General features: G+C 52.3%; 30 protein-coding genes. 20 read left to right on the top strand and 10 right to left on the bottom strand.

What is annotated here, in order from left to right; all coding sequences use genetic code 11:
• Positions 1 to 69 precede the first annotated feature (69 nt).
• A complete protein-coding gene (locus IPG22_18930; GenBank protein ID MBK6590360.1) occupies positions 70 to 657 on the top strand; it encodes a cytochrome c3 family protein in 588 nt (195 codons plus the stop codon).
• Positions 658 to 730: 73 nt separating this feature from the next.
• On the opposite strand, the gene IPG22_18935 is transcribed toward IPG22_18930, so the two are convergent.
• Together IPG22_18935 and IPG22_18940 are read right to left on the bottom strand one after the other, a co-directional pair.
• Positions 731 to 1,021 carry a hypothetical protein gene (locus IPG22_18935; protein MBK6590361.1) on the bottom strand — a complete coding sequence of 97 codons (291 nt, stop codon included), beginning with the start codon at positions 1,019 to 1,021 and terminating at the stop codon, positions 731 to 733.
• A 92-nt stretch (positions 1,022 to 1,113) separates the two neighbouring features.
• Complete coding sequence (locus tag IPG22_18940) at positions 1,114 to 1,497, bottom strand: zinc ribbon domain-containing protein (GenBank protein ID MBK6590362.1); 384 nt, start codon at positions 1,495 to 1,497, stop codon at positions 1,114 to 1,116.
• A 234-nt stretch (positions 1,498 to 1,731) separates the two neighbouring features.
• Between IPG22_18940 and IPG22_18945 the strand changes: the two genes are divergently transcribed.
• Genes IPG22_18945 through IPG22_18960 form a run of 4 tightly spaced genes read left to right on the top strand, consistent with a single transcriptional unit; the run spans position 1,732 to position 2,767 of the window.
• Positions 1,732 to 1,923 (top strand): hypothetical protein, encoded by a 192-nt coding sequence (locus IPG22_18945; protein ID MBK6590363.1) that lies wholly within the window; start codon positions 1,732 to 1,734, stop codon positions 1,921 to 1,923.
• Positions 1,910 to 2,461, top strand: coding sequence for a transposase (locus tag IPG22_18950; protein ID MBK6590364.1), 552 nt, complete (start codon positions 1,910 to 1,912; stop codon positions 2,459 to 2,461). Before IPG22_18945 ends, IPG22_18950 begins: the two co-directional genes overlap by 14 nt.
• Positions 2,392 to 2,619 carry an IS110 family transposase gene (locus IPG22_18955; protein MBK6590365.1) on the top strand — a complete coding sequence of 76 codons (228 nt, stop codon included), beginning with the start codon at positions 2,392 to 2,394 and terminating at the stop codon, positions 2,617 to 2,619. The genes IPG22_18950 and IPG22_18955 overlap by 70 nt, the downstream gene beginning before the upstream one ends.
• Entirely contained in the window at positions 2,534 to 2,767 is a 234-nt protein-coding gene (locus IPG22_18960; GenBank protein ID MBK6590366.1) for a hypothetical protein, read from the top strand. The genes IPG22_18955 and IPG22_18960 overlap by 86 nt, the downstream gene beginning before the upstream one ends.
• A 427-nt stretch (positions 2,768 to 3,194) precedes the next feature.
• On the opposite strand, the gene IPG22_18965 is transcribed toward IPG22_18960, so the two are convergent.
• A complete protein-coding gene (locus IPG22_18965; GenBank protein ID MBK6590367.1) occupies positions 3,195 to 3,710 on the bottom strand; it encodes a hypothetical protein in 516 nt (171 codons plus the stop codon).
• A gap of 59 nt (positions 3,711 to 3,769) precedes the next feature.
• On the opposite strand from IPG22_18965, the gene IPG22_18970 reads away from it, so the two are divergent.
• The 3 genes from IPG22_18970 to IPG22_18980 all read left to right on the top strand — a co-directional run bounded on the left by IPG22_18970 (position 3,770) and on the right by IPG22_18980 (position 5,557).
• Entirely contained in the window at positions 3,770 to 4,198 is a 429-nt protein-coding gene (locus tag IPG22_18970) for a hypothetical protein (protein ID MBK6590368.1), read from the top strand.
• Positions 4,199 to 4,211: 13 nt separating this feature from the next.
• Positions 4,212 to 4,865, top strand: a complete 654-nt coding sequence (locus IPG22_18975) for a hypothetical protein (protein ID MBK6590369.1) — start codon at positions 4,212 to 4,214, stop codon at positions 4,863 to 4,865.
• Positions 4,866 to 4,969: 104 nt separating this feature from the next.
• Positions 4,970 to 5,557 (top strand): hypothetical protein, encoded by a 588-nt coding sequence (locus IPG22_18980; protein MBK6590370.1) that lies wholly within the window; start codon positions 4,970 to 4,972, stop codon positions 5,555 to 5,557.
• Positions 5,558 to 5,849: 292 nt separating this feature from the next.
• On the opposite strand, the gene IPG22_18985 is transcribed toward IPG22_18980, so the two are convergent.
• The 4 genes from IPG22_18985 to IPG22_19000 all read right to left on the bottom strand — a co-directional run bounded on the left by IPG22_18985 (position 5,850) and on the right by IPG22_19000 (position 8,693).
• Positions 5,850 to 6,239, bottom strand: a complete 390-nt coding sequence (locus IPG22_18985; protein MBK6590371.1) for a type II toxin-antitoxin system VapC family toxin — start codon at positions 6,237 to 6,239, stop codon at positions 5,850 to 5,852.
• Positions 6,240 to 6,470 (bottom strand): hypothetical protein, encoded by a 231-nt coding sequence (locus IPG22_18990; GenBank protein ID MBK6590372.1) that lies wholly within the window; start codon positions 6,468 to 6,470, stop codon positions 6,240 to 6,242.
• 145 nt (positions 6,471 to 6,615) lie between these two features.
• Positions 6,616 to 8,259 carry a chaperonin GroEL gene (groL, locus tag IPG22_18995; GenBank protein ID MBK6590373.1) on the bottom strand — a complete coding sequence of 548 codons (1,644 nt, stop codon included), beginning with the start codon at positions 8,257 to 8,259 and terminating at the stop codon, positions 6,616 to 6,618.
• A 119-nt stretch (positions 8,260 to 8,378) separates the two neighbouring features.
• The gene (locus tag IPG22_19000) at positions 8,379 to 8,693 is read right to left on the bottom strand and encodes a co-chaperone GroES (protein ID MBK6590374.1); all 315 of its coding nucleotides are present in this window, start codon (positions 8,691 to 8,693) and stop codon (positions 8,379 to 8,381) included.
• Positions 8,694 to 8,893: 200 nt separating this feature from the next.
• Between IPG22_19000 and IPG22_19005 the strand changes: the two genes are divergently transcribed.
• Genes IPG22_19005 through IPG22_19015 form a run of 3 tightly spaced genes read left to right on the top strand, consistent with a single transcriptional unit; the run spans position 8,894 to position 10,709 of the window.
• Positions 8,894 to 9,382, top strand: a complete 489-nt coding sequence (locus IPG22_19005) for a hypothetical protein (GenBank protein MBK6590375.1) — start codon at positions 8,894 to 8,896, stop codon at positions 9,380 to 9,382.
• Positions 9,383 to 9,386: 4 nt separating this feature from the next.
• The gene (locus IPG22_19010) at positions 9,387 to 10,250 is read left to right on the top strand and encodes an MOSC domain-containing protein (GenBank protein ID MBK6590376.1); all 864 of its coding nucleotides are present in this window, start codon (positions 9,387 to 9,389) and stop codon (positions 10,248 to 10,250) included.
• A 27-nt stretch (positions 10,251 to 10,277) separates the two neighbouring features.
• A complete protein-coding gene (locus IPG22_19015; GenBank protein MBK6590377.1) occupies positions 10,278 to 10,709 on the top strand; it encodes a hypothetical protein in 432 nt (143 codons plus the stop codon).
• Positions 10,710 to 10,796: 87 nt separating this feature from the next.
• On the opposite strand, the gene IPG22_19020 is transcribed toward IPG22_19015, so the two are convergent.
• Positions 10,797 to 11,042, bottom strand: coding sequence for a hypothetical protein (locus IPG22_19020; GenBank protein MBK6590378.1), 246 nt, complete (start codon positions 11,040 to 11,042; stop codon positions 10,797 to 10,799).
• A gap of 129 nt (positions 11,043 to 11,171) precedes the next feature.
• Positions 11,172 to 13,991: a PBP1A family penicillin-binding protein gene (locus IPG22_19025; GenBank protein MBK6590379.1), complete on the bottom strand. Its 2,820-nt coding sequence runs from the start codon at positions 13,989 to 13,991 to the stop codon at positions 11,172 to 11,174.
• 83 nt (positions 13,992 to 14,074) lie between these two features.
• Here IPG22_19025 and IPG22_19030 point away from each other — a divergent pair, with 83 nt between their 5' ends.
• From IPG22_19030 to IPG22_19045, 4 genes are all read left to right on the top strand, one after another.
• Positions 14,075 to 15,112 carry a potassium channel protein gene (locus IPG22_19030; protein MBK6590380.1) on the top strand — a complete coding sequence of 346 codons (1,038 nt, stop codon included), beginning with the start codon at positions 14,075 to 14,077 and terminating at the stop codon, positions 15,110 to 15,112.
• A 4-nt stretch (positions 15,113 to 15,116) separates the two neighbouring features.
• Entirely contained in the window at positions 15,117 to 15,959 is an 843-nt protein-coding gene (locus IPG22_19035) for an NAD(P)-dependent oxidoreductase (protein MBK6590381.1), read from the top strand.
• 31 nt (positions 15,960 to 15,990) lie between these two features.
• Complete coding sequence (waaF, locus tag IPG22_19040) at positions 15,991 to 17,076, top strand: lipopolysaccharide heptosyltransferase II (GenBank protein MBK6590382.1); 1,086 nt, start codon at positions 15,991 to 15,993, stop codon at positions 17,074 to 17,076.
• Positions 17,077 to 17,143: 67 nt separating this feature from the next.
• Positions 17,144 to 17,692, top strand: coding sequence for an HAD family hydrolase (locus IPG22_19045; GenBank protein MBK6590383.1), 549 nt, complete (start codon positions 17,144 to 17,146; stop codon positions 17,690 to 17,692).
• A gap of 5 nt (positions 17,693 to 17,697) precedes the next feature.
• On the opposite strand, the gene IPG22_19050 is transcribed toward IPG22_19045, so the two are convergent.
• On the bottom strand, positions 17,698 to 18,072 hold the full coding sequence (locus IPG22_19050) for a phosphomannose isomerase type II C-terminal cupin domain (protein MBK6590384.1): 375 nt from the start codon (positions 18,070 to 18,072) through the stop codon (positions 17,698 to 17,700).
• Positions 18,073 to 18,074: 2 nt separating this feature from the next.
• Between IPG22_19050 and IPG22_19055 the strand changes: the two genes are divergently transcribed.
• From IPG22_19055 to IPG22_19075, 5 genes are all read left to right on the top strand, one after another.
• Positions 18,075 to 19,835 carry a PAS domain S-box protein gene (locus tag IPG22_19055; GenBank protein ID MBK6590385.1) on the top strand — a complete coding sequence of 587 codons (1,761 nt, stop codon included), beginning with the start codon at positions 18,075 to 18,077 and terminating at the stop codon, positions 19,833 to 19,835.
• Between the two features lie 75 nt (positions 19,836 to 19,910).
• Positions 19,911 to 21,305 carry a sigma-54-dependent Fis family transcriptional regulator gene (locus IPG22_19060; GenBank protein ID MBK6590386.1) on the top strand — a complete coding sequence of 465 codons (1,395 nt, stop codon included), beginning with the start codon at positions 19,911 to 19,913 and terminating at the stop codon, positions 21,303 to 21,305.
• A gap of 466 nt (positions 21,306 to 21,771) precedes the next feature.
• Positions 21,772 to 22,251: a prepilin-type N-terminal cleavage/methylation domain-containing protein gene (locus IPG22_19065; GenBank protein ID MBK6590387.1), complete on the top strand. Its 480-nt coding sequence runs from the start codon at positions 21,772 to 21,774 to the stop codon at positions 22,249 to 22,251.
• Positions 22,252 to 22,448: 197 nt separating this feature from the next.
• Positions 22,449 to 24,164: a hypothetical protein gene (locus IPG22_19070; protein MBK6590388.1), complete on the top strand. Its 1,716-nt coding sequence runs from the start codon at positions 22,449 to 22,451 to the stop codon at positions 24,162 to 24,164.
• A gap of 20 nt (positions 24,165 to 24,184) precedes the next feature.
• A complete protein-coding gene (locus IPG22_19075; GenBank protein MBK6590389.1) occupies positions 24,185 to 25,321 on the top strand; it encodes an acyltransferase in 1,137 nt (378 codons plus the stop codon).
• Positions 25,322 to 25,359 lie beyond the last annotated feature (38 nt).

The following is a 25,359-nucleotide window of genomic DNA, read 5'->3' on the forward strand; positions in this document are numbered from 1 at the left end:
ATGTGAGCAACATCACAGAATCCTCCCGGAGAACTGTGATATGCAAACCTCAGAAGGAGGTGATCCGAAATGAGAAGTTCTATCAGAACATTAACTATCGTGATCTCAGTGGTAGTAGCGTTTGCCGGATTTTATAGCATCCGGCAAGATGCTCAAATAGTGCGGAGGACGGCTGAGCCGCCGAAGCAAGGTGTTCCCGAGGTGATAATTCTAGCCAAAGAATCAAAGGTCGGGACCGTTACCTTTAATCATGTAAAGCACAACAGCGGTGAGTATACAGTTGACGGGCCGATACGCTGCATCGAATGCCACCATGCTTCGCAGCCGGCATCCGAAGCGGCCAAGCATCCGCCACTTAAGACAGTCTGGCCTGCCGACCGTACGACGACTCTTACAATGGATCTGTTCTCAAAGGATCCAAAGGAAGCCGCGGTTGCAAAGTGTCATGACTGTCACGCGCGAAAAGGCGAGACGCCAAAGCTATTGGCGGCTATCCCTGAGACAAAGGATGCGGGCAGCACAACCATAACGACCCTTACGAACCAGCTGGCGTTTCACCAGGCGTGCGACTCGTGCCATATCCAGATCAAGGCGAACCGACCCGATTCAAAGGTGCCGGATGCGGTCACGTGCGTGTCCTGCCATAAGAGGAGCTAAAGGAACTGAGGCTCAGGCCCCTGAATTGTGACCTTGATGGGATCCCTAAACGGTGTATTAGGAAGCTCAGGCATTAAGAGGAGTACAATTCGTCCGCGAACGTTTTCAGATCGTGGTCCCGAACGAACTGGTCGGAAATAGTCAGTATCGAAAACAGGTTTCGCTTCAACCCTTCCTCCGAGATCTCGCCCTCTTTGAGAGCTGTCTGCAGCAAATGCAGAGCCATGTCCGCAAGGAGAACTCGTTGTTTCTCATACCACCCCGAATCGCCGCGTGTCGAAGGGTCTTGTTGGTACGACTCTTCGGTCAAACTATGAGCCGTTCGACTCATAGCCAAAATTTGTTGTCTGATCGCGTCATCCATCTTTAGTCACTGTCGATCATGCGAAGCGTCCATTCGCCTTTTCACATGGGCTGCTTAATTGTCCGAGTCGGAGCGATTCTGGGCAGGTACTTTCAGCAAGTTTGTCGTTCCTTCAGTAACACTGGCCGGGACATGATCAAAGTCGCCGATCGGCGCAAGCTTTTTGGTCGTCGGTGCGTGCGGCAGCGACTCCGGTTGATCGGGGCAACGCTGCTCCTGTTTAACGATGACCGGAGCATCGGGTATGCGGCAATAAAGAACATTCCGGCTATCGAAATGATCACCCCGAGAAAAAGTACCGCGCGGAGTTCGACAAAGCTTCCTGCCAAAGCGATCAAGATCCCCCCAAACGCCATCGTCAATCCCGCAAGCCGCGGGTCGAACCGACGAGGCCCGGCAGCGGCAACCTGAGTTCCACAGGAACGGCAAAACTGCTGGTCGTTTTGTATGGGTGTTCCGCAATTTGGACAGTTCATATTTTGTCTTGGTAAAACAATATAGCACGAGACTATACGCCAAACCGCGACACCATGTTCGATTCCATCCACCCGCCGTCATAAAGCCGCGGCGTTCACGTTGTTGGACTTCCACACTGATCAGTTCGAGAATTGCAATATTGCATGACTGATGTTATGAAGTTGATTCCATCGGAGTCGAGTGTTAGAAAACACTCAGAGTTTTGACAAGAAACTGACCCGATGGAATCAACAATGACAGTATACATCGGGGTTGATTTTCACCCATACGAGCAGACGGTTGCTTATTGTGACGAGAGGGATGGAGAGGTGCGGTATCGGCAGTTTCTGCATTCGGACAAGCAGTCTTTGAAGGCGTTTTATCGCAAGTTTGGAGACGAGGTGGTTGTCGGGGGTAGAGGCGACGGGTTGTTTGTGGTGGTTTGAAAAGCTGCTCTTTGAAAACGGAATAAAGGTAAAGATAGGTGATCCGAGGCTGATCAGGCGAGCTGCGTTGTCGCGACACAAGAACGACTTTCGTGATGCGGAGACGATCCTGGATCTCCTGGTGAACGGCTCGTTTCCCGAGATCACGCCGAGGAGCGAGCGGAGCCGCGAGATGCTCACGATGCTCAATCATCGGCATTTTCTGGTGAAGAAGCGTACATCGATCGCAAACACGCTACAGGCGTTCGCTCGATCGAAGGGGCTCGATAAGTTTCGGCTTCAGACACTTAAACGGCAGAAAGAGCTTCTCGATGCGGTTTCGACCGATATGGAGCGGCTCATCGTCATATCGCGGTTTTCTTTATACAACGAATTGTCTAAAGAGATAGCGGCCTTTGACGCGAAACTTGCGGAGGAGGCGGATAAAGATGCAAAGACGCGCCTTCTGATGACGCATCCGGGCATCGGGTGGTCACCGCTCTGGCACTCATTCACACACTCGGCGACGTCCGCCGCTTTCGACGCAAGGAAGAGGTAGTCGCGTTCGTAGGACTGGACCCGCTGGAGAAAAGCTCCGGCGAGAAGAGACGAATAGGCTCGATCAGCAAGCATGGCTCGCGACTCACGAGGCATCTGCTCGGTCAGGCCGCCCAGACGTGCCGCGATCATGGGATCAAGGGCATTACTTCAAGTTAGCCGTCGACGCGGCCGCCCGAAAGCAAAAGTCGCAGCGGCCCGCAAACTGCTCATCAACTGTTACGTCATGCTTCGTGACAACATCAGCTACGAACAGTTTGCAACCGGCGGGGCGAAGTTGGCCTGTGCGAGGGGTCAGGAGAGGTGAAGAGAAATCTTCAGTCTCTGAAGGTCTGATGGCACGGCCAGCCATCTCGATAAAGCGTCGGGATGAGCCGATCTAGTTTCATGTAGCCAGTTAAATCTGTGCACGAATAGATGATGGCACTCGCCACAAACGGCGGTGCGAACTGAAAGTAAATCTAACAATAAAAGGAGGCGGGTTGGTTATTGTCGAAACGAACATGACTTCGAATCACACCAAAACTCGGTGCGACCGACGAAGTGCGCTTGACTCATGGCTTAACTTCATAGATGACCCCAATCCGTGTCCTGATCAGTTCGAGAATTGCAATATTGCATGACTGACCCTAGTTTCGGACCCTAGTTTCGTGTCTGAGCCCGAAGTCATCGCGATCCTCGGCGAGCCCGCGAGCAGAGCCATGATCGATACTCCCGGCCTGCTTTTTCCGGAGTTAAACTGGTGAACGGTAATCGATGCCAATTAGAAATTGCTCAAATTCAAGAGCGAGATCGAGCGATGGGGCGTCGACAAAGCGATAGGAGTCTCCGCCGTCGTAGAAGATGATCGAAACTCCGCGGGCGATACTGTCATCGGAGATCCATTCCATGACGAGACGTTCACCGACATCCCCGCGATGATCACGGTAGTTCCGTACCAACTCTATGATTGTCGAGGCTTCGCGCTTTAACTTGGCAAATTCAGTCTTTGCTTTTCTACGCGAACCGAAAAAAGCGGTTACGCCTTCGGAAACAAACAGGCCATCGTTGGTTGTGTAAGACTGCGAGTAACCATTACCGCATCCCCGACCGAACGGCGTAAATCTCGAACCCGTTGGGGGGGCCGAGTCGACGAATACCTCAACAGTGACATTCGGCTCGGCTGAAAACGGTTCGTAACCAACCGAAGCCGATAAGCCTATAATAAAAGTAATGATTGCAATTAGAAATCGGAGCGGCCTGGATCGCATAATGTAAACCTCGTATACCGTTTGACGCCCGAGATCGTATTTCGTTGCATTACGTGGTCATGTTAATTAAAGTCGCGAAAATTATTATCGGGTTTTTACTGCTGATCGCGTGCTTTTTCGGGTTTATCGACGCTCGCGACCGCTGGCGGGAAGATCACATACAGGCGAACAAGAGCAGGGGCACCATCGGCATGTCCGAGGCCGAAGTCATCTCGATCCTCGGCGAGCCCACGAGCAGAGCCATGATCGACACCCCCGCCTTTACTGCTGCTACGGCAGCGATACCTGGAAACAATGGGAACCAGGCGACGTCCACTACAGAACCACGGCCCTACTGCATCTTAATAACGTGTCCGGCGGCCGGAGCAACCTCATCCGATTCAACCAAGTTTGTGTTACTATTGCCGCGTTATTCAAAATTCAATTTGGTTCAGCTAGATCGGTTTGCACGTGGGAATTTGTCGTACGAGCAAACCGGTCTTGTTTGATAAAGGAGAAAACATGCAAAAGACTTGTAGGTTCGCAGTATTGGCGGTGATGTGCGCTCTGGCGGTGATCGTTTCAGTGACTGAGGCAAAGTCGCAGCCGTCCGAAGCACAGATCAAGAAGGACGTGATGGGGCCGAAGACGGTTTCGCTGACGCTCGGAGCACCGGGAAAGGTTGAATGGAGCTCGACGTACAATAAATACGTCTGGAGCCGGAACTTTGTCGCAAAGGTAAAGACCGACGACCCTAAGGTCTTTATCGAGGTCAAAGGCTACGCTTCATACGACGTGGTGGGCGGACGATACACCTTTTGGCGAACGTTCACGTCCGGCAATAGCTACGCCGGGATGAAGAATCTGACCGCACCCGAGATACAGAAATTGATCGAAAAATTCGGTACGAAAGGATTTATGGATACCTCGCAATACAGCAAGCTGGTCGGCGAGGTCGAGTCGATCACTTTGGCAAAGGATCCTGCTTTTGAATGGCACACACCGAATTCGACTTCCTTCGACATCGTCGCCGTTTACACCAGAAAGGGAAACGGAAACACGGCCCCCAACGAACACGTCGAAGAAACCTTCCGCGTCCGCCTCTACCGCGACGATGCCAAATCCGACTGGAAAAGCATTCATAGTGTGTGGAAACGCGGGCGTCCACAGCGATAGGACCGCAGGCCTGACCGGTTCTTTGTTCGGTTCGAATTGGCTTGGTAATTCTGCCGGTCTGATATATCATCACGAAACCGCAAAAGGTGGAAGGAGAAAAGCCAGTGAGAAGAATAAATTATATAAAATTTGTCGTCCCTGTTATTTGTTTATTGATCGCCGCCTGTGGTGGCCCGCGTTCGACAATCGATATCAAAAGCGATGGTACTGCTATCCCATTTATTGAAAAAGGGAGCGGGGCTACCGTGCAAAAGGCTCTTTTCTCCGGCTCGGACACCCCTAATCAGGAGCACGCTCTTCGCTGGATAACGATCCGCAATTTCGACTCTGACGGAGCGAAAACAAATCCGCACGGCGATAAGCTGACGGCGCCCGAGCAGGTCAAGATATTTCTCTCGCTTCACGACGAAGCTGGAACGACGGTCGATACTCCGCTCAAGCCCGGGTCATACAAAGGCGCCAAAAGCACTGGGCCGATGAGCTTTGAGCTGATCAACGTTTACGTCTTTCGCGACGGCAAGGAGCAACGCCTCTATTTGTACCCGTCTCAGCAGACCGACCCCGCCACATGCGAGGTAAAGATAATCTCGGTCGAAGGCGACACCGTCAAGGGTGAGATAAACGTCTCAGGCAAACAGGACGGCAAAGAACTCATTGTCAAAGGCCCGTTCACCGCTCAGATCAAGCGGTAAACCACCGGACCGAGGGAGATCGCGGGCTCAGGCACTGCGATCTTCAATATCCACCCGCAGAAAAGGCCGCGAGCATGACGTTCGCGGCCTTCTTACGTTTATGGTGCCATCCGCTCCGGGGATCCGCCCGTTCTCGGAGAGAGCCTTTTTAGTTGACTAACTAAGCCGAACGTAAGTCCGACTGGGTTACATTCCAATACCCATGCCGCCGCCGCCCATACCGGCCATTAGGTCGCCCTTGTCGTCCTGGACATTGGTAAGAATAGTTTTTTTTCGCCTTAAATTGTATACCTTAATTCGGATATGGCAACAGGTCGAGGCCGTCGATGAATCGAAAATCTCGCTGGTTTTTTGTCGCCAGCGGTTCGGAATATGTTATTGCGGTCGCGGCGATCAGGGCGTCGGCGATCAGTAAGCCGTGACTAAGATTGTATTTAGACAGGAGTGTCACCGTGGAGTCCGAAATATCCGACGTAACCGGAAGAATACGGAACCTAAGCAGGAATTTTTCAAGGTCAGCATATTCACGCTTGTTACGGCAGCCGATTATCATCTCCATTTGAGTAACGGCACTAATAGCAAGAGTTGATATGGCTTCTCTAAATCTTAAATATTCGACGGCTTCAGATATTTGGCGCCCGGCGTCTATAAGAATATCGGAATCGACAATTGTGGAAGACATCTAATTTCGCCAGTGTTTCTTACGGATCGATCTTACCCACGCAGAACTGTCACTCATATCGTCTCGATCACGCCACATTCCTATGAATGGTTCCGAAGCCAGATCGCCAGCAGCAGATGACTTCCTGGATTCGCGAAGGTGTTTTGCAAGTCGAGCGACAAAATCCTCGACCTCACGACGAGCATCGATCGGAAGGGCCGCGATCTGTTTTAACATTTCTTCGCTGGTCATACTTTCATTTTCACTTTTCTGGCGTATATGTCAATGGAAAAGGCCCCGGCGAGTTGCCGAGGCCTTTCTAAGTAAAAAGTTAAAAGGTAAAAGGCAAAAGTGCGGAATGGGTTTTCCTTTTTACTTTTGCCTTTTAACTTAACTCTTACATTCCCATACCCATGCCGCCCATGCCGCCGCCGCCCATGCCGGCCATTGGGTCGCCCTTGTCGTCCTGGACGTCGGCGATCATGGCTTCGGTGGTGAGCATCAGGCCTGCGATCGAGGCTGCGTTTTGTAGCGCGGTACGCGTTACTTTGGCAGGATCGATGACGCCGGCTGCGACGAGGTCTTCGTATTTTTCGGTCGCTGCGTTAAAGCCGAAGCTGTCGTCGCCTTCGCGGACTTTGCCGACGACCACTGCGCCTTCCATACCGGCGTTGCCGGCGATCTGGCGGAGCGGCTCTTCGAGGGCACGACGGACGATGCTGACGCCGATCTGTTCGTCGGTGTCCTCGCTTTCGGTGTTGAAGTTGTCGAGAACACGCGATGCGCGGACCAGAGCGACTCCGCCGCCGGCCACGATGCCTTCTTCGACAGCAGCACGGGTTGCGTGCATTGCGTCTTCGACACGTGCTTTCTTTTCCTTCATCTCGGTCTCGGTAGCAGCACCGACCTTGATCACGGCAACACCGCCGACGAGTTTCGCCAGACGTTCCTGCAGTTTTTCACGGTCATAGTCGCTGGACGTGTCTTCGATCTGGTTACGGATGGTTTTGATGCGTCCGTCGATCGCTTCGCCGCTGCCTGCACCTTCGACGATGGTGGTGTTTTCCTTGTCGATGGTAACTTTCTTGGCTTTGCCGAGGTCTTCGAGAGTGATGGTCTCGAGCTTGATGCCGAGATCTTCGCTGATGACCTTGCCGCCCGTGAGGACCGCGATGTCTTCGAGCATTGCCTTGCGGCGATCGCCGAAGCCAGGTGCTTTGACAGCAGCGACGTTCAGCGTGCCGCGGAGCTTATTGACCACGAGGGTCGCAAGTGCTTCACCATCAACGTCTTCCGCAATGATGAGCAGCGGACGGCCCATTTTTGCTACCTGCTCGATGATCGGCAGAAGGTCACGCATGTTCGAGATCTTCTTCTCGTTGATCAGGATGAAAGGCTCGTCGAGGACGGCTTCCATACGGTCAGCGTCGGTCACGAAGTAAGGCGACAGGTAACCGCGGTCAAACTGCATACCTTCCACGACTTCGAGGAGCGTGTCCATCGTTTTCGACTCTTCGACGGTGATAACGCCGTCTTTGCCGACCTTGTCCATCGCTTCAGCGATGATCGTGCCGATAGTCTTGTCGCCGTTAGCCGAAACCGTTCCAACCTGTGCGATCGAATCGCCCGAAACCGGCTTTGCCATATTGTGGATCTCAGCAACTACGGCTGCGACTGCCTTTTCGATACCGCGTTTGAGAGCCATCGGGTTTGCACCGGCGGCAACTGTGCGGACGCCTTCTTTGAAGATCGCCTGTGCCAGAACCGTCGCGGTCGTCGTGCCGTCACCGGCAACGTCACTGGTTTTCGAAGCGACTTCGCGAACCATCTGTGCGCCCATGTTCTCGAGCGTGTCTTTTAATTCGATCTCTTTAGCGACCGTGACACCGTCTTTGGTGATGGTCGGCGAGCCGAATTTTTTGTCGATAACTACGTTGCGGCCCTTCGGTCCCAATGTAACTTTCACTGCGTCCGCGAGCTGATTAACACCACGCAGGATAGCTGCGCGTGATTCTTCTCCGTGTACTACTTGTTTAGCCATGATATTTGTTTCTCCTTCGTCGAAATGATCTTTGATCTTTGACTTTCGATCTTTGATTTTTGACCGGAACCTCGAATTTATTTCAAAGGTCCAAGATCAAAGGTCAAAGATCGCGGCCCTTAGGCCGCAGCTCCCGCGCGTGAAATGATGCCGAGGATCTCGTCTTCGCGCATGATGATGAATTCTTCGCCGTCGAGTTTGATCTCGCTGCCCGAATACTTGCCGAACAGAACGCGGTCGCCGGCTTTGACGTCGAGCGACTGACGCGAACCGTCTTCTTTGTATTTACCTGCACCTGCGGCGATAACTTCGCCTTCCTGCGGCTTTTCCTTTGCCGTGTCAGGAATGTAAAGACCGCCGGCGGTCTGGTTGACGTTGTCTTCGATGCGTTTGATGATCACGCGATCGTGTAGTGGTGTAATGTTTGTAGCCATAACTGTTTACTCCTTTGAAGTTAATAAAAAAGAACTTAAAATAGCGTAGACCGAGGGCAGAGAAAATACTTTTTAGCACTCAGTGTCTATGAGTGCTAGTATATGGATACTTGAGAATTGTGTCAAGTATTTAACGAAAAGTTTAGAAAAGTTGATAACGGTGTTATCAAGTTTGGCGCCTGAGTCTGACAAGCTGGATTATGAGATTGTTAAGAGTAATCGTTGTAGTAGTTCTCGTTGGTATTCTGACTGGGTTTGCGCTTGCTCAAACTCGGGAATCAGATTCTTGTAAAGTCGATTCGGTGGATTTGACGACAAAGGAGGAACTTGGGCTAGGCACATTCAATACCACGGTTGGAAAAGACCTTTCTACAATCGAGCCTTATCGCATCCGCGGTACCAAGCTCTTTTTGGTCGCACGTGTGTTATACACCGATGAATCAATGGAGAATGACGAATCGACGGGAAGCGATGCAGAGTCCATTTCTTTACAACTCTGGATAGTCAACAGTAAGAATGCCACTGCGGCCCGTGAGTCGCGTCCGCCGAAAGCCCAGGGGTTCGCTGAGGCTCAACAGGCAGTTGCAACCTTCAATATCGGTCGAGTGACACTCATCGGCGGAGTCGGGCGCACGAAGCGAGCCTTTCTGATGAAATGTTCTCGGGGAAATCGAACTTCACGTAATTAAAGTAATGAATATTTCTGAGATAAATATTTACCCCATTAAATCGTTAAAGGGAATCACTCTTGATTCAGCGCTTGTGGAGCCGCGCGGCCTGCAGCATGACCGACGGTGGATGCTCACGACGCCGGATGGGATGTTTTTTACGCAGCGGGAATTTCCGCAAATGGCGACGGTTGAGGTCGGGGTTGGGGACGATCTTTATGTGACGGCGGCGGGATTTGGGACGCTGGAGATACCGCTTGAGCCGGAGACGGGCGATAAACAGCAAGTCACGATCTGGGACAGCGTTTGCGAGGGCGAGGTTTATTCGCCGGTGGTAAATGAGTGGTTCAGCGACGTCATCGGCGAGCCGTGCCAGCTTGTCTATATGGGCGACGACTCACGGCGGGATATCAACGAGCGGTTTAACAAGGGCGGGGAAGTCGTGAGTTTTGCGGATGGTTATCCGCTGCTGGTTATCGGCGAGGCTTCGCTCGAAGATCTCAACCAGAAGCTGCGGACGAATGCTAACGGTTCAGGAGCTTTTCATCCGTTAGCCATGAACAGGTTTCGTCCGAATATCGTCGTATCGGACTCGAACGCATTTGCCGAAGATCGTTGGGACCGGATCAGCGTGGGCGATGCCGTGTTTCGAGGGTCAAAACCATGTGCACGCTGCGTCATAACGACGATCGATCAATCGCGAGGGGAATTTGACGGGAAAGAGCCTTTAAAAACGCTTGCTTCATATCGGATGGCAAAGGAAGTGATCCCGGATCGCATCGAAGCATTCGGCATGAGCGAAACCGCCGTGCTGTTTGGCCAGAATCTGGTCGCGGAGACGCCGGGCGTTTCGATCCGTGTTGGCGACGAACTGAAAGTTATCAATTGATCAGCCGTCGACGGCCATGGAGCTTATATGAAGTATAAATACCTGATCTTGACCGTCGTGATCCTGACGATGACGTCACTCGGGTTTTCTCAGGGAAAGGATGAAACCCCGCAGCAGCTCGCGACGAGAGTTTCTAAAGCCTTCAAGATAAAAAAACTCGGGACGCTCGATGCCGGAAAACCTTATGCCGGACGGGTGAAAATGGTGGTCGAGCATTCGCTTGAGGACAAGAGCGACACGAAGAGCTTCTCGAGCATGAAACTCGCAGGCGATTGGCTCTTTCGCGGCGGCCGCGACGTCGGGGTCAACGCAGGGAATCTGCAGCGCTGCTCTAATGGTACGTGCACGTTCACGATCAACGGCATGCTGCACAATAATCTATATCTGAAAAAAGTGACGTACGCCTATTCGAGCGGCCGGCCAATAATAAAGACTGTTCACTTTGTGAATGGTGATTAGAAAGGATACTCAATCCCGTGTGTCAGCAAGGGCGTATCACTCAAGCTGAAGTTACGCCCTTGCTTACGCGTGGGATTGAGCAGGTGGTCAAGACCGCTTCGTATTGTCAAAAAACGACGTACTTCTTGGTTTCGGTGGATGTCTGCGGCTGTATTCGAACTGCTTTGCCCGCATTTTTAGCTCTCTCTCGAACTGTTTTCGGCGCTCTTCGCCGGTGAGCGGGGGTTTTCCGCGGTCGCCCCAATAGTATTTGATTGTTACGAACAGCAACGCCGAACTTCCCAACACGGTCAGCGTCAGAACCAGAACGAAGATCCAAACAAAACTAGACATAAATGCCCTCAATACAAGGATAACTCGCGTTTAGCGTTTTAGCCACGAAAGCACACGAAAGGACACAAAAAATTAATAACTCTCTTCTTTCGTGCTCTTTAGTGTATTTCGTGGCTACTTTTTGAGCGGCTAACGATGAACCGTACAGAAATCTTTCGGTTCTGAGCCTTTCGTAAAGGTCTTTGACTGTTTGTCGGGGCACAATGGTGTCGCTCGCATTTTGCTGACGGGGCAGATCATTACGGTTACAGATCCGCTGATCTCGGCTGCGGGCGAAGCCGTGCGCGGGCGGGTGTTGGCGGATGGCGGTTCGGCACCTTCCTGCCAGGTTTCGCTCACCGGTGTTGGGGATGGAGTGGGTTTTTCGGGTTTTTCTTCAACGTCTACCGGTTCTTCGTCCAGCGTGATCAGCGAGCGATTCGGTACCGTTCCAACGACAAACAGCTCGATGCGGCGAAATTCCGGCGGTACGTTCGTGACGTAAATATCCCTGGGCGGGGCGATCGGATCGAGGTCATCGATCGGATTGCCGTCGCTGTCGGTTAGTTTAGTATTCGTTCCTGGAGTTGGGGTCGGGGTTGCGACGGCAGAGGCTTCGACGAGGTCTAGTTCGCGGATGAGTGCTCCATTTCGAATATCGATCTCGGCTTTGCGAACATTCGCGGGCAGCGCCCAGTCGCCGTTCCATTCCGGGTGCAGGGCGAGGGCTTCTTTCATAAAATCGGCCCAGACGGGCATCGCCGAATCGCCGCCTTTCATTCCCAAGTCGTCGCCATTATCGAATCCAACATAAACGACCGTGATCAGTTCGGGCGTGAATCCGACAAACCAGCCATCACGCGAAGTCCCGGTTTTTCCGGCATACGCATTTTTTCCCGAGACGTTACGAAATCCCCAACCTTGAGCCTGGGCCGCGGTGCCGCGATTGATGACGTCCTTCATGATGTCATCCATGATGTAGGCGACCTCGGGGCGAACGATATTCTTGCGGGTTGGGGTGAGGGCGGTTATCGTTTTGCCTTCGCCGGTGGCGATGCGTGTAATGGGCATCGGATCGACGCGGTCGCCGAGGTTGGCGAACATCGTGTATGCCGTCGCAACCTGCAGCGGCGTGGCTTCGGCCGTTCCGAGTGCCATCGACGGATATGCTTTATCGACTTTCGGAAAACCCGCTTTGGCTGCAAACGTCATGACTTTGCCGATGTTTAGCGACATCGCGATATCTACGGTGATGACGTTCTTGCTTTTTACCAAAGCATCGCGGAGCGTCGTGTCTTTATTAGAAAACACGTCGCCAAAATTGTTGGGCGAATAAGTTTCCTGATTAAACGTAAAGGTTTTCTTTTCGTCCTTAAATATCGTCGCCGTCGTGAATTGCCGCGAGCCCGAATCGTACGCCGAATTTATCGCCGCCGCATAGACGAACGGCTTGAACACAGAGCCCGGCTGCCGCATCGCATCGGTCGCGCGGTTGAATTGATTCGCCAGATAGTCACGCCCGCCGACCATCGCGACGATCTCGCCGGTTTTCGGACGGATCGAGATCAGTGCGGCATTCAGGCCCGTTTTCTTAGGAAAGTTCTTGTCGAGCCCGGCGAGGCGTTTGTTTACGATCTCGTACGCCTTTTTTTGCAGGTCGGGGTCGATCGATGTATAAACACGCAGATGCTGAAGAGCCTCGGGGTCGCTGACGATCTTGGGCAATTCTTCGACGGCGAACTGTGAAAAGTACGGCATTCCCTGAAGGTCGCGGGCGTTTGATATCTGTTTCAGCGTTATGTCGGCAGTTCGGTTATCCGCGAGCTGCTGAGGTGTAATCTCGCCGGTCTCGGCCATCGATTCGAGTACCTGATTGCGGCGTTCTTTAACGCGGTCGGGGTGTTTATATGGATTGTAGCGGTTCGGGCTGCGAATGATACCGGCGATGAACGCGGCTTCCGGCAGGGTTAATTGCGACACGTCCTTGCCAAAATACGCATTCGCCGCCTCGCCCACGCCGTAGATGGAGACGCCGGACTGTTGGCCGAGATAGATCTGGTTCGCGTAAAGCGTGAAGATCTCCTGCTTCGATAGCCGCGTCTCGAGAATGAGCGACATGTATGCTTCTTTTACTTTTCTTGTGAGCGTTTGCTCGTTCGAAAGGAGCAGGTTTTTAATAAGCTGCTGCGTGATCGACGAACCACCCTGATTCGCGAGTCGTGCATTATCGTCGGGTTCATATCGCCGCCAGAGAGCACGAGCGATACCGCGGAGATTGACGCCGTAGTGCTCGAAAAACGCCCGGTCCTCGGTGACCGTGATAGCTTTTACAAGGTGAGCGGGAATATCGTTGAAGGTAACGGTCTTTCGCCGTCCGTCGCCCTCGGCAGCGATGGAGCTGAGGATCTTGGGCTCGAGTTTTGTTTCCTGGATCTGCGAGCCGGAGTCACGGTCGCCGATCGCCGCAACCGTCTTAGAGTCCTTAGAAAACTTAACTGTTATCGAAGGGAAATTCTTCTTTCCATCGACCATTGCGGTATAGCCGGGTTCGACCGCAACCTGATCGCCTTCTAGTGAGTAGCGGCTACGCGATGCGTCGGCCTTGTTGTTCTTTTCAATATAGCCTGCCGACTTGAGGTAATCGATCAGTTCAGCCGGCGATATGAGTTCGCCGACCTTCAAAGTTTTTGGTGCCGAGTAGATGCCGGCTGAAGGTGTGAAGACTTGGCCGCTCAGGAGTTTTTGATCGATGCGGTCGGAGAATTCGAACCAGAAGTACGTTGCGGTCAAAAACGCCGCGAGCAGCAAGATCGACGCTGCGGAGATAGTGTAAACATTGAAGAAAAACCGAAGGATCCGGCGGAAACGTGACGGTGGCGGTGATTGAAACGCTTCGGCGCGACGGGTCTTCACCCAGCCTTTCGGCGGCATCTTTGACCTTGAGCTTTTTATCTGGGGCCTATCCTGCATTTAGGGGTTGGAATTGCGAAAGCTAAGTGAGATTATCGACTAGGGAGAGCACCACTAACCATTCTATATAGTTTTGGTTTGTATTGTCGAACAAATTCTGGAAAATGGCCGTTGGCAACCTTCAAACTCTGGACGGTATCGCGAGGCGAAAGCTGCTTTTTGCTGCTTTTCTCGTAGTGTTGATGATCGTGATCGGTGCGGTAGGGTTTCAGCTATTTGAAGGATTTAGCTGGCTCGACAGCCTTTATACGTCAGCCCAAACCGTGACAACCGTTGGTTACGGCGATCTGACGCCAATTACAAAAGCCGGACGTGTTTTTGCGATCATATTGATGCTGACAGGTGCGGGAACGGTGCTTTACGCATTGTCGGTACTTGCCCAAGCGGTTGTTCAATCAGAAATGGTCGAGGCTTTCAGCCAGCGGCGAAGAGTAAAAGAGATGGAGAAACTAGAAGGTCACTATATCGTTTGCGGAGCCGGCCGGGTCGGCCGCCGGATCATTCGGAATCTGCAGGACCAGGGACTGCCGCATGTAATAATTGAGTCGTCTGAAAGCAAACTCAGCGAGGTCGATTCACCGCTCTCCTTTCTGAGTATCGGCGACGCGACCTCAGAGGAAAAGCTTATCGAGGCCGGTGTGAAGCGAGCACGCGGGCTGGCAAGCTGCCTGCCGGACGATGCGGCGAATGTATATGTGGTGTTGACGGCCCGGGGATTGAACCCAGACCTTCACATCGTCGCCCGAGCTGTGGAGGAGCAGGCGGAAGCTACGCTGGTTCGTGCGGGAGCAAGCCGCGTGGTCGCACCGACCATTATCGGCAGCCAATCGATGGCAAGGGCTCTCCTGAAACCGGCAGTTGCTGACTTCATGGATTCCATAGTTGCCGAGACGATGGACCTGGTCTTTGAAGAGATCGCGATCGGGCCTGCCTCGTCCTTTAGTGGAAAGCTTTTGATCGATACACCGCTTCTTGATGATGCCAGTGTGATACTTGTCGCTATCCGAAGCAAGAACGGTGAACTCGAATTTCAACCAAAGAAAGATAGGATCATCCACGAAGGAGACCTGCTGATAGTGATCGGGAAGGCCGAATCCGTTCAGCGGTTGATGCATAAATAAGTCAATGAAGATACTTGTCACCGGCGGCAGCGGCTTTCTGGGTACGCATGTTCGCAAATTTTTTGACGCGGATGATCTTTCGAGGCGAACTGGCCTCGATATCTTGAATGTTGGAGATGTCGGGATGGCGAAGGACTACGATGTTGTCATTCAACTCGCGGCTCTGCTCGATAAGGATCCGCATAACGCCGGGAATATCTTTTTGACGAACGTCGACGGTACCGTCAATCTGCTGCGGCAGATGAAAGAAGATGCGGTCTTCATCTTTGCTTCGACGAAAGACGTTTACGGACGTTTTGCCGATAATTTTTCTCAAGTCAACGAAAATTGCCCGACGCTGTTCGCGGGCCAATCGCCGCTCGAATGGTCGAAGCTGATCGCGGAGCGATACGTCGAGTATTATGCGAACGCTTTCAATTTTCGCTCCTGCATATTCAGGCTTTCAACGGTTTATGCACCAGTTACGGACGATAACACGCCAAATTTCGTCGGGCACTATGTAGATGCCATCAATAAAGGCGAGCGCCTGCAATTGCCCGGTGGCGGCACACCACTGCGAGACCTGCTACACGTGGACGACTTTTCTCGAGCCTGCACTGCATTCACCGAATCCGTGATTCGCCACGGCCTATACAATCTCGGTGGTGGCCCCGAAAACGCTCTGACCCTGAAAGATCTGGTCGCGAAACTCGAAGAAGTTTCCGGCCTGCAGGCCGTAATTGACGAAGAAAATCCACTGCCCGCTCCGACGCCGTTAAACTATGTTACGGACATTAGCCTTTCCTCACAGGAATTAGGCTGGAGCCCGGAGCTAGGGCTGAATGAGGGCTTGAAGACTCTTTTTTAGCTCGGCTTCGCGCTAGAAAATTGCCCGTGAGATGAAAATACTCGTTCGAGGAACAAACTGGATCGGTGATTCCGTTATGTCTATTCCTGCTTTGCGGGAATTGCGGCGGATATTTCCGGAGGCAAAGATCACGCTGCATACGCGGTCGTGGGCGGATGGATTGTTTCGGGATGCGGCTTTTATTGACGATCTAGTGACCTTTGACCCGCATAAATGGAAGATCAAGGACGTTCTCGATAACTCAGATTTTCTGAAAGGCGATGGCTACGATCTCGCCCTTTTATTTCCCAATTCATTTGAATCAGCCCTGACAACCTACCTTTCGCGCATACCACGCAGATTTGGTTACAACAAAGACCTTCGCGGGTTGCTGTTGACCGAACCGATCGCGGTCCCGGAATGGAAGAACCGGCGACACGAGGTTTTTTATTATTTGAATCTGGTTTCTGAGCTTGAAAAACGTGTGCTCGGCCGTGATACGGTTTCGGCCGCGTTTCCCGATATTTCGCTGGAAGTTTCGCAGGAACGGCGGTCCGAGGCGACTTCAAAGCTTGCCGAATTTGGGGTCGATCCGCTTAAGATGACGGTGGCTTTCGGCGTTGGATCGACGAATTCGCGTGCCAAACGCTGGCCGGCCGAGAGCTATGCCGAACTCGCCGATCGACTACAGAGTGATGCCGACGTGAATTTGATCCTCATTGGAGCGAAGGACGAATCGGACGTCGCCGCGAAGGTGTGGGAGATCTGCACGATAAAACCGATCAATATCGCAGGTAAAACCGACCTTTCCGAAGCCGTTTCCATCCTTGCATCGATCGATCTGTTGATATCCAACGACATGGGCCTCGCTCACGTTGCTCCGGCCGTCGGTACCGAGACGATAGTGATCTTCGGCCCGACGAATCCTGAGACGACGCGGCCGTTCTCCGAGAAGGCCGTGCTGATCCGCAAAGATGTCGATTGTTCGCCGTGTATGCTGCGTGATTGTCCGATCGATCACCGGTGTATGACGCAGGTCAGCGTGGATGAGGTTTTTAATGCTGCGACAGAGATGTTAAATCCGGAGCCGCTGGTAATCGAAGATCTCGAGGAAGAAGATCTGTCGTTAATCGGTTAACCCTTTATTTACAGACTTTGCGTCTTCGCACCTTAGCGGCTTTGCGTTAATATAGTGTTAGATCGCTATGAAAAAGCCTGCAGTTTTTGTTGACCGCGACGGGACGTTGATCGAGGAAGTGAATTTCCTCTCGCGGCTCGAGGATCTGCGCGTTTTCCCGTTCACAGCCGCCGCGATCAAGCAGTTGAAAGACAACGGATTTCTCGTCATAGTTCTAACCAACCAGTCGGGCATTGCCCGCGGCAAATACAGCGAGGCGGATATGCACGCGATCCATGACCAGATCCAGGCCGAACTTAATGGCGCGATCGATGCATTCTACTATTGTCCGCATCTACCAAGTGCCGAATGTATTTGCCGCAAACCAAATCTTGGGATGATCGAATCAGCAAACGCTGAATTTGAAATAGACATGGAGCGGTCCTGGATGATCGGAGACAAGAGTCTGGACGTCGAGATCGCAAAGAACGCCGGGATCAAGAGTGTATTGGTCTTGACGGGTTATGGAATGAAGCATAGGCCGCAGCTTGCCCATGAACCGGATCTGGTTGTCGAGAATTTCGGAGCTGCGATCGAAAGTATCGTATCCGCGTCCGGCGCTCTCGCTGCTGGATGACCAAATCAGTTCCTTCCAAAATCATCATCCAATCGCACAATATCGTCCTCGCCAAAATAGTCACCGGTCTGGGTCTCGATAAAGACGAGTGTTTCTTCGGCGTGGGGGTTTTCGACGCGGTGGGCGTCTTCGCGGGCGATGTCGATGGCATTTCCAGAATCTACTAGAATATCGACGCCGTTTAATGTTACTTTAGCTATACCGCGCACGACGTACCAATGTTCGGCGCGTCGTGAATGCCGCTGATAGCTCAGCCGCTTTCCGGGCAGCACCTCGATCCTCTTTACCTTATAATTTTCTCCCTCGTCCAGAACGGTGAATGTGCCCCATGGACGACGGTCAAAGGTGGGCGAATTGTTCTGATTTGCGGCAGTTTCCATATATGAATAGTTTAGGCGAAAAGGCCGAATCAGCCAATTTGAAGCCGATGCAAAAGATACAGACGCTTATAATCGGGCGTCTTGTTGTCAGTTTTTTGCTGCTGGTGACGAGCTGGGTCTGGTCGAGCGGGACTTTTCGGCTGTCGGTCGAGAATTTTCCGCAAGGGTTGTTTCTCCTTTTTACAATATCGGTTGGCCTGACGATCGTCTATTTTTTCCTGCTTAGACTGAGTACGGCTCTGGCTTGGCAGATCCGGGCGCAATTCTTGCTCGACGCTTTGCTGATCACGTGGCTCGTATGGCGAACGGGCGATATTTCATCGCCGTACATCACTCTCTATATTGTTTTGATAAGCGTTGCAAGTTTTTTCCTGCGGCCGCTTTCGACGCTTTTGATGGCGGTGGTTTGCGGAAGCCTTTTCATCGGCCTCGCGATCCTGTCAGTGACGTCGGTCATCGAAACTAACGGAGCGGTACAAGATATTGGGAAAGCTGTTCAGATAATCAGCTTTCACGTGGTGGCGATGCTTGTTGTCGGATTGCTCGCGTCGCGTTTGTCTGACCGGCACCGTTCGGTCGATGAGCTTGAGGAGACAGCGAAAAATCTCGCGAACCTTCGTGTCCTTCATGAACGCATCGTTGAATCCATCCGCTCCGGTCTCGTCACCACCGATCTTGAAGGCAACATCTACACGTTCAATTCCGCTGCTACCGAGATCACCGGTTACCGGCTCGATCAAGTTCATGGCACTTCGATCTACGAGCTTTTCGGTGATATACGAGAGCCGATCGAACTTTCTCTCGCTGCGGCGGGCGACGGCGATCAGTTGCCGAGGTTCGAGGCTGATCTAATAACGCCGGATGGCTTCGCGGTGAGGATCGGTTACGGAGTTTCGCTGCTCTTTTCTGAGAATAACGAAGCATCGGGACTGATCCTCACGTTTCAGGACCTGACGGAAATTCGCTCTATGGAAGAGAGCGTTCGGCGAAAGGACCGACTCGCGGCGGTCGGGCGCGTCGCCGCCGGTTTGGCTCATGAGATCCGCAATCCTTTAGGAGCAATGCGCGGGGCGATCCAGGTTCTGGAATCGAGCACGCCGCCGGGATCGATGCAGTCCAGTCTAATGGACATCATTCTGAAGGAGTCCGACAGGCTGAACAGCATAATTACGAATTTTCTCGGATATGCCCGGCCGGCAGCAGTCGATTTTGCGGAAACGGACGTCGGCGAGGCGATAAAGGAAACGGTAATGCTGCTCAAACACAGCCCTGATGTGCGAAAGAACCATGTTTTGAAGGCCGAGATTGCTGACACGCCTTTTGTGATCTCGGCGGATGCAGCCCAGCTCAAGCAGATCTTTTGGAATCTGGCACGAAACGCTTTGCAGGCGATGCCCGATGGCGGCGAATTGAAGGTCAGCCTTGAGAATATTCCGAATAATCGAATTCGTATCGTTTTTGAAGACACCGGCCGAGGTATGTCGCCTGAGCAGGTCGAGCAGCTTTTTGAGCCGTTCTCAAATTCAACGTCTGGCGGAACCGGCCTCGGGCTCTCTATCGTCTATCAGATAGTTAAGGACCACAACGGGGCGATAAATGTCCGCAGCCATGAAGGGAAGGGCACGACCATTACAGTCGAATTGCCTAAGGACAACCGCCGCGGTGCCGCAGAACTGTCGAGACCTCTGCCAGGAACGGGCCAAACCTCGCGGCTTGAGAGCTTTTTGCATGTTGAAAGCAAAGAAACTAAAGTTCCATCTTGAATTGCCCAGAGTAAGTCTGTGAAAATAGACGCGAACGCAGGTTGAGAAACGGCCAGCGTTACGCACCTCCAAAAAATGGCCAAAATACTAATCGTTGATGATGAGCAAAGCTACCGGCAATTGCTGACACTCGTTTTTGAAGAGCAGGGAAATACGGTTCGTACGGCAATGAACGGCCGTCAGGCCCTCGAACTGCTTGCGGCCGAACCGTCGGACATTATTATCTCTGACGTTAAGATGCCCGACATGGACGGTATCGAGATGCTGCGAGCCGTTCGCGAGACCCTGCCGGATCTCGGCGTGATCCTGATGACCGCGTTTGCGTCGGTCGAGACAGCTCGCGAGGCGTTCAAGCTTGGCGCCGATGATTTCATTCAAAAGCCATTCGATGTCGAGGAACTGAAGCTAATTGTCCGTAAGACGCTTGAGAAACAGGTACTCATAAACGAGAACCGTGCCTTCAAACGCGCTCAGCGCGAACGCGGCAGCGTCAAGAACATCGTCGGAACGTCGGCGAAGATGAACGCCATCTTCCAGATGATCGAGACTGTGGCTGAGGTGCAGTCGACAGTTCTGGTCACCGGCGAGAGCGGAACCGGTAAAGAACTCGTCGCACGTGCGATCCACGATCTAAGCCCGCGGGCGGAAAAACCGTTCGTTTCGATCAACTGCGGGGCTTTTACTGAGACTTTACTCGAATCTGAATTGTTCGGATACGTTAAGGGTGCTTTCACCGGAGCAAATACAAATCGCAAGGGATTATTCGAGGCGGCGAATAACGGCACGATCTTTCTCGACGAGATCGGCGAAATGTCGCCGGCGATGCAGGTAAAGCTTCTGCGAGTCCTCCAGGAAAGGCGAGTTCGCCCCGTTGGAGCGCACGACGAACTTCAGGTCGATGCCCGCGTTATTGCGGCGACGAACCGCGATCTCAAGAAAATGACTGAAGAAGGAACGTTTCGCGAGGATCTTTTCTACCGCGTTTCCGTCATCCCGATCCACCTGCCGCCTTTGCGCGAGAGAGCGGAGGACATTCCGGATCTGATCGACCATTTCGTCAAGAAATTCAACGATCAGGCCGGTAAGAATCTCACGATGTCGCCAAAAACAGCCCAGATCCTCGAAAAATACGCGTGGCACGGCAACGTCCGCGAACTCGAACACACGATCGAGCGCGCGGTCGCCCTCGAACGCACGAGCGAGATCCAGCCGGAACAACTCCCCGATCACATCACCAATTACAACCCCCAACGCATCCGCGCTGAGTTCGAATTACCCGAAGACGGTATCAATCTCGTCTCGCATCTCGACAACCTCGAAAAAACCTACGTCGTCGAAGCCCTTCGCCAATCCGGCGGAAATCAAACCAAGGCAGCCGACCTTCTCAAAATGCCGGTCCGTTCTCTAAGGCATCTCCTCGATAAGCACAGTATCCGTTCGCTTTCGGCCCAGATGCGCGGGAATGATTAGTAAGGGCCGGAGTTCGAAATGTCAGTAGTTACGCAAAGCAAGATAACTTTGCCGTACTTTTTCGCCGATTAGATTTGCGCTATGGCCGCTCTTTCTAACTAATTGAAAGCTTGTTCCAACGCAATTATGTGAGGCTGTCTGGAGAAGGCGGCCTCTTTTTTTGGTGTAGAACGCTCAAGATGAGCCGCCATACAGCCTTGTCAATGGCTAACGGGTACCTTCGCTCGCCGCGGCATTCGAATCTGACATAAATTGTCATAGGATTCGTAACAAATACTGCCAACGATGGCTTTAAGGCTTCCCCAACAGTAGTGCAAAGAGCGAGTCGTATATTCACTAAGTCCTGATTTATCAACACTTACCGACCCTTCATTTCGTTTTCAAAGCATTGGCACGTCAATTGTTATAAGACAAGCGACCTGCGAAAGGTACAAAAGATTCAAACTTAGGAGATTGTGAATACAAAATGAAAAATCAGAAAGGTTTCTCGCTTATCGAACTTTTAATCGTTGTCGTGATCATCGGCATCATCGCTGCTATCGCTATCCCGAACTTGCTTGCTGCACGTCGTTCAGCTAACGAAGGTTCGGCAGTTTCTTCGCTCCGCACCATTCACGGTGCTCAAATGACCTACGCTTCGACCTACGGCGCTGGCAATTATGCTGCAACGCTGTCAGCCCTTCAGACCAACGGTCTCATCGACGCTGCGTTGGGCGGCTCCGGAACCAAGAGTGGTTATAACTTCTCGACCGCAGCTGTTGCATCGACCGCTACAGCCCCAGCGACATTCACTGCTGGTGCCAATCCCCAGTCGACTGCTGCACTGACCGGAACTGGTTCACGCGACTTCTGCGTTGAAACAGACGGTGTTCTTAAGTTCCGTGCGGGATCGGCGGCTATCCCGACCGCTGCTCAATGTACGGCCCTGTCGGCTCTTGCTAACTAATTAGCAATCTTCCTCGGAAGAGCAGAGGCTGCCTGAAAAGGCAGCCTCTCTTTTTTTGAGGATGTCCGCATTTCTTGCGACAAGGGTCATGCTAGGATGTTAATCTAGGGTGTCCCAACTCAATGACATTCTCCGATCAAATTCTACGATTGCGATCTCGTTTTTGTAGCGGTGCATCCGCGTGAATTTTCAAAGCAATGCCTCATAATGACCAAAGCCAGTCGCCTACCGTGATGCGAGGATTTTCCGGGCGAGGATCGATACTGATCATCGTAATAGCAGTTTCCGCCATAATGCTGCCACTGGCATTACTTGGCATTCCCGACGGATACGACCTGATGCAGCACATGAGATTCGCTGCGGCTTATGAGCATGCGATTCTGGTAGGCGAGATATTTCCAAACTGGTCAGCTCTCGATAATTACGGCTTTGGCGGGATCGGGATCAGGTATTATCCGCCTCTCGCTTATTACGTTCTCGCTCTGAGCAAGATAGTTACCGGCAGCTGGTATCACAGCTTTTGGATCAACACCTATTTTTGGGCACTGCTTGGCAGCTTTGGTGTCTATTTATGGATCAGAGAGTGGACGAGCGATCGAGCAGCCACGCTCGCGGCTGTGGCGTATGCCATAATTCCGTACCACACCTTTCAGATCTATCAGGCAGTGCTTTATGCCGAATTTGCCGCCTCGGGCATTCTCCCGTTTTGTTTCCTGTTTTTGACCCGTTTATGCCGGCGGAGACGTTGGGTTGACGCTGTCCTTTTTTCGATTTCATATTCGCTGCTGATCCTGACACATATCCCGACTGCGATAATCGCTACGCTGTGCATCGGCGTTTACGGACTCGCGATCGTTGATTGGAAAGAGGTAAAGGACACCGCAATAAAAGTAACAGTAGCGGTCGTAATGAGTGGCCTCGCGGCGTCATTCCATCTGGTGAGAGCGATCACGGAGGTCGACTGGGTCAAGCATAACTCGCCGGAGTATTTTGCTAAGGGTTACTATGACTACAAAAGCTATTTCTTTCCGATCTACTTTTCGGCATCGGCCGAGCGCTATGTTCAGAAGATGCTTTGGCACTTCGACAGCATAATACTTCTCACGCTGCTTTTCTTTACCCTCGCGTTTTTTGCAAGATTTGTCTTAAAAGATCCCGTTACTCTCGACAGCCAAACAATCAAATTGAAGCGGGCGATCACGCTAACTGGCATTTTCTCGGTCTTCATGTTCTCGTTCGCGAGTTCGTTCCTGTGGAATAATGTCTCGCTCCTCGCAAAGATCCAATTCCCTTGGCGATGGCTTTCAGTCGCGTCTTTGATGGCGGCAGCTTCGTTCGGAATCGCGGCGAGCGTGCTGCTGTTTCGCGGAACCAAGCTCGACCGCCGATTCGCATATCCGATCCTTCTGCTTGTCGTCACGGCGGCGATCTATGACATTTCCCAGAATATTGTGACTTCAGTGCCTCTCGGAAAAGACGTTTTCGACGAAAAGGTCGCCGGAATGTACGACGAGGAAGCCTGCGAATGCTGGTGGCCGATCTGGGGAAAGCAAACGGCGTTTGAAAACCGCGAGCGAGTTTCGGCAGGGTTGCGGACCGTAGAGATCGCAAAATGGGACGGAAACGACCGGAGATTTTCCGTTGGTGGTGGCAGCGAAACTAGCGTCCGGGTTGGAACCTTCTATCATCCATATTGGAAAGTTCGCGTAAATGGTCAGCCCATTGAGCTTATTGCCGGTGATGACGGAAGCATAAACTTTCCGGTTCTGTCCGAGAATGCCGATGTATCACTTTCTTTCGTTGAACCGTCCATTTCGTATATAACACGTGCGGTCTCGCTTGTTGCGTGGATAAGCCTGATTGTCGGGCTAGGAATTTCATTTTTTCGGCGACGAAACCCCGAGTCGACCTGACTGCTCTTTGTCCACCAACTATGCCGGCAGATGAGAAAGAATCAAAGGTGAGTTTCAGCCATGTGCCGAGCCTTGACGGGCTGCGCGCTATAGCTGTCCTGCTTGTGATGTTCTATCATCTCGAACTTTTGGTGCCCGGACTGAGAATGGTCGCGCCCGGTGGCTTCCTGGGCGTGGATGTATTTTTCGTGCTTAGTGGATTCCTTATAACCTCGATCCTTCTTAAAGAATACAGCCAGACAGCCCGGATCAGCCTTTCCGGATTTTACCTGCGGCGCACGCTACGGCTCGTCCCGGCTTTCTGGCTGTTTCTGATCGTTCTCTATCTCGGTGGTGATCTTTTGCTTCCGGTGAAAGAGGCGGCGATCATCTATAGCGAGAACAATTTTCTATATTCTCTGACATACCTGATGAATTGGCACCGCGGATTAGGTGCGGTTACAGGCAATCTGAACCACACCTGGTCGCTCGCTATCGAAGAACAGTTCTACGTGATCTGGTCCCTGCTGCTTTTCAAAGCATTCGGCATTTCGATGAGTAGGAAACAGATCGCGGCCGGCACGGCCTGCCTGATCGTGATCCTGGTGATCCAACGCGCGGTCCGAACGGCTGGCGGAACGGATATAGACGTTCTTTACTATTCGACCGATACGCGCATCGATGCCATCTTGATCGGATGTCTCACCTCATTGATCCATTGCTGGAAGCTCATTCCGCCTGCGGCCCTTAAGAGCAGGATGTTCGATCGGATAACTCTTGCTTCCCTTATTGTTGGTTCTGGAATTGTCATCAGTTTTCAGCATCAGGATCGGCTGTTATATTACGGTTTTCTTTCAATATTCTCGGTTTCGACGGCTGTATCTATCCTGTGGCTCGTCAGTCGGGAAACTTCGCTTGTCCACAAGGTCTTGGAAATACGCGGCCTGCGATGGATCGGCCAGATCTCGTATGGCCTCTATTTGTGGCACTATGTCTTTTACGAGTTCGCGAAGAATGCGGTTCCGGACACGATGATACAGGTTGTGCTGGGAATCGGTCTTGCATTCGGTGTTTCGGTGCTTTCCTTCTATTTTCTCGAGCAGCCAATTCTCAGGTTAAAGACCTTTAGTCTGAAGCACCTGAGGGTGAAACCGGCTCACCAGTCGCCGAGCCGCTGATCAGTTCTTTGCGGCGTAAATGTTCAACTTTATTTTCC

The organism is Acidobacteriota bacterium (genome assembly GCA_016703965.1).
Lineage (GTDB): Bacteria > Acidobacteriota > Blastocatellia > Pyrinomonadales > Pyrinomonadaceae > OLB17.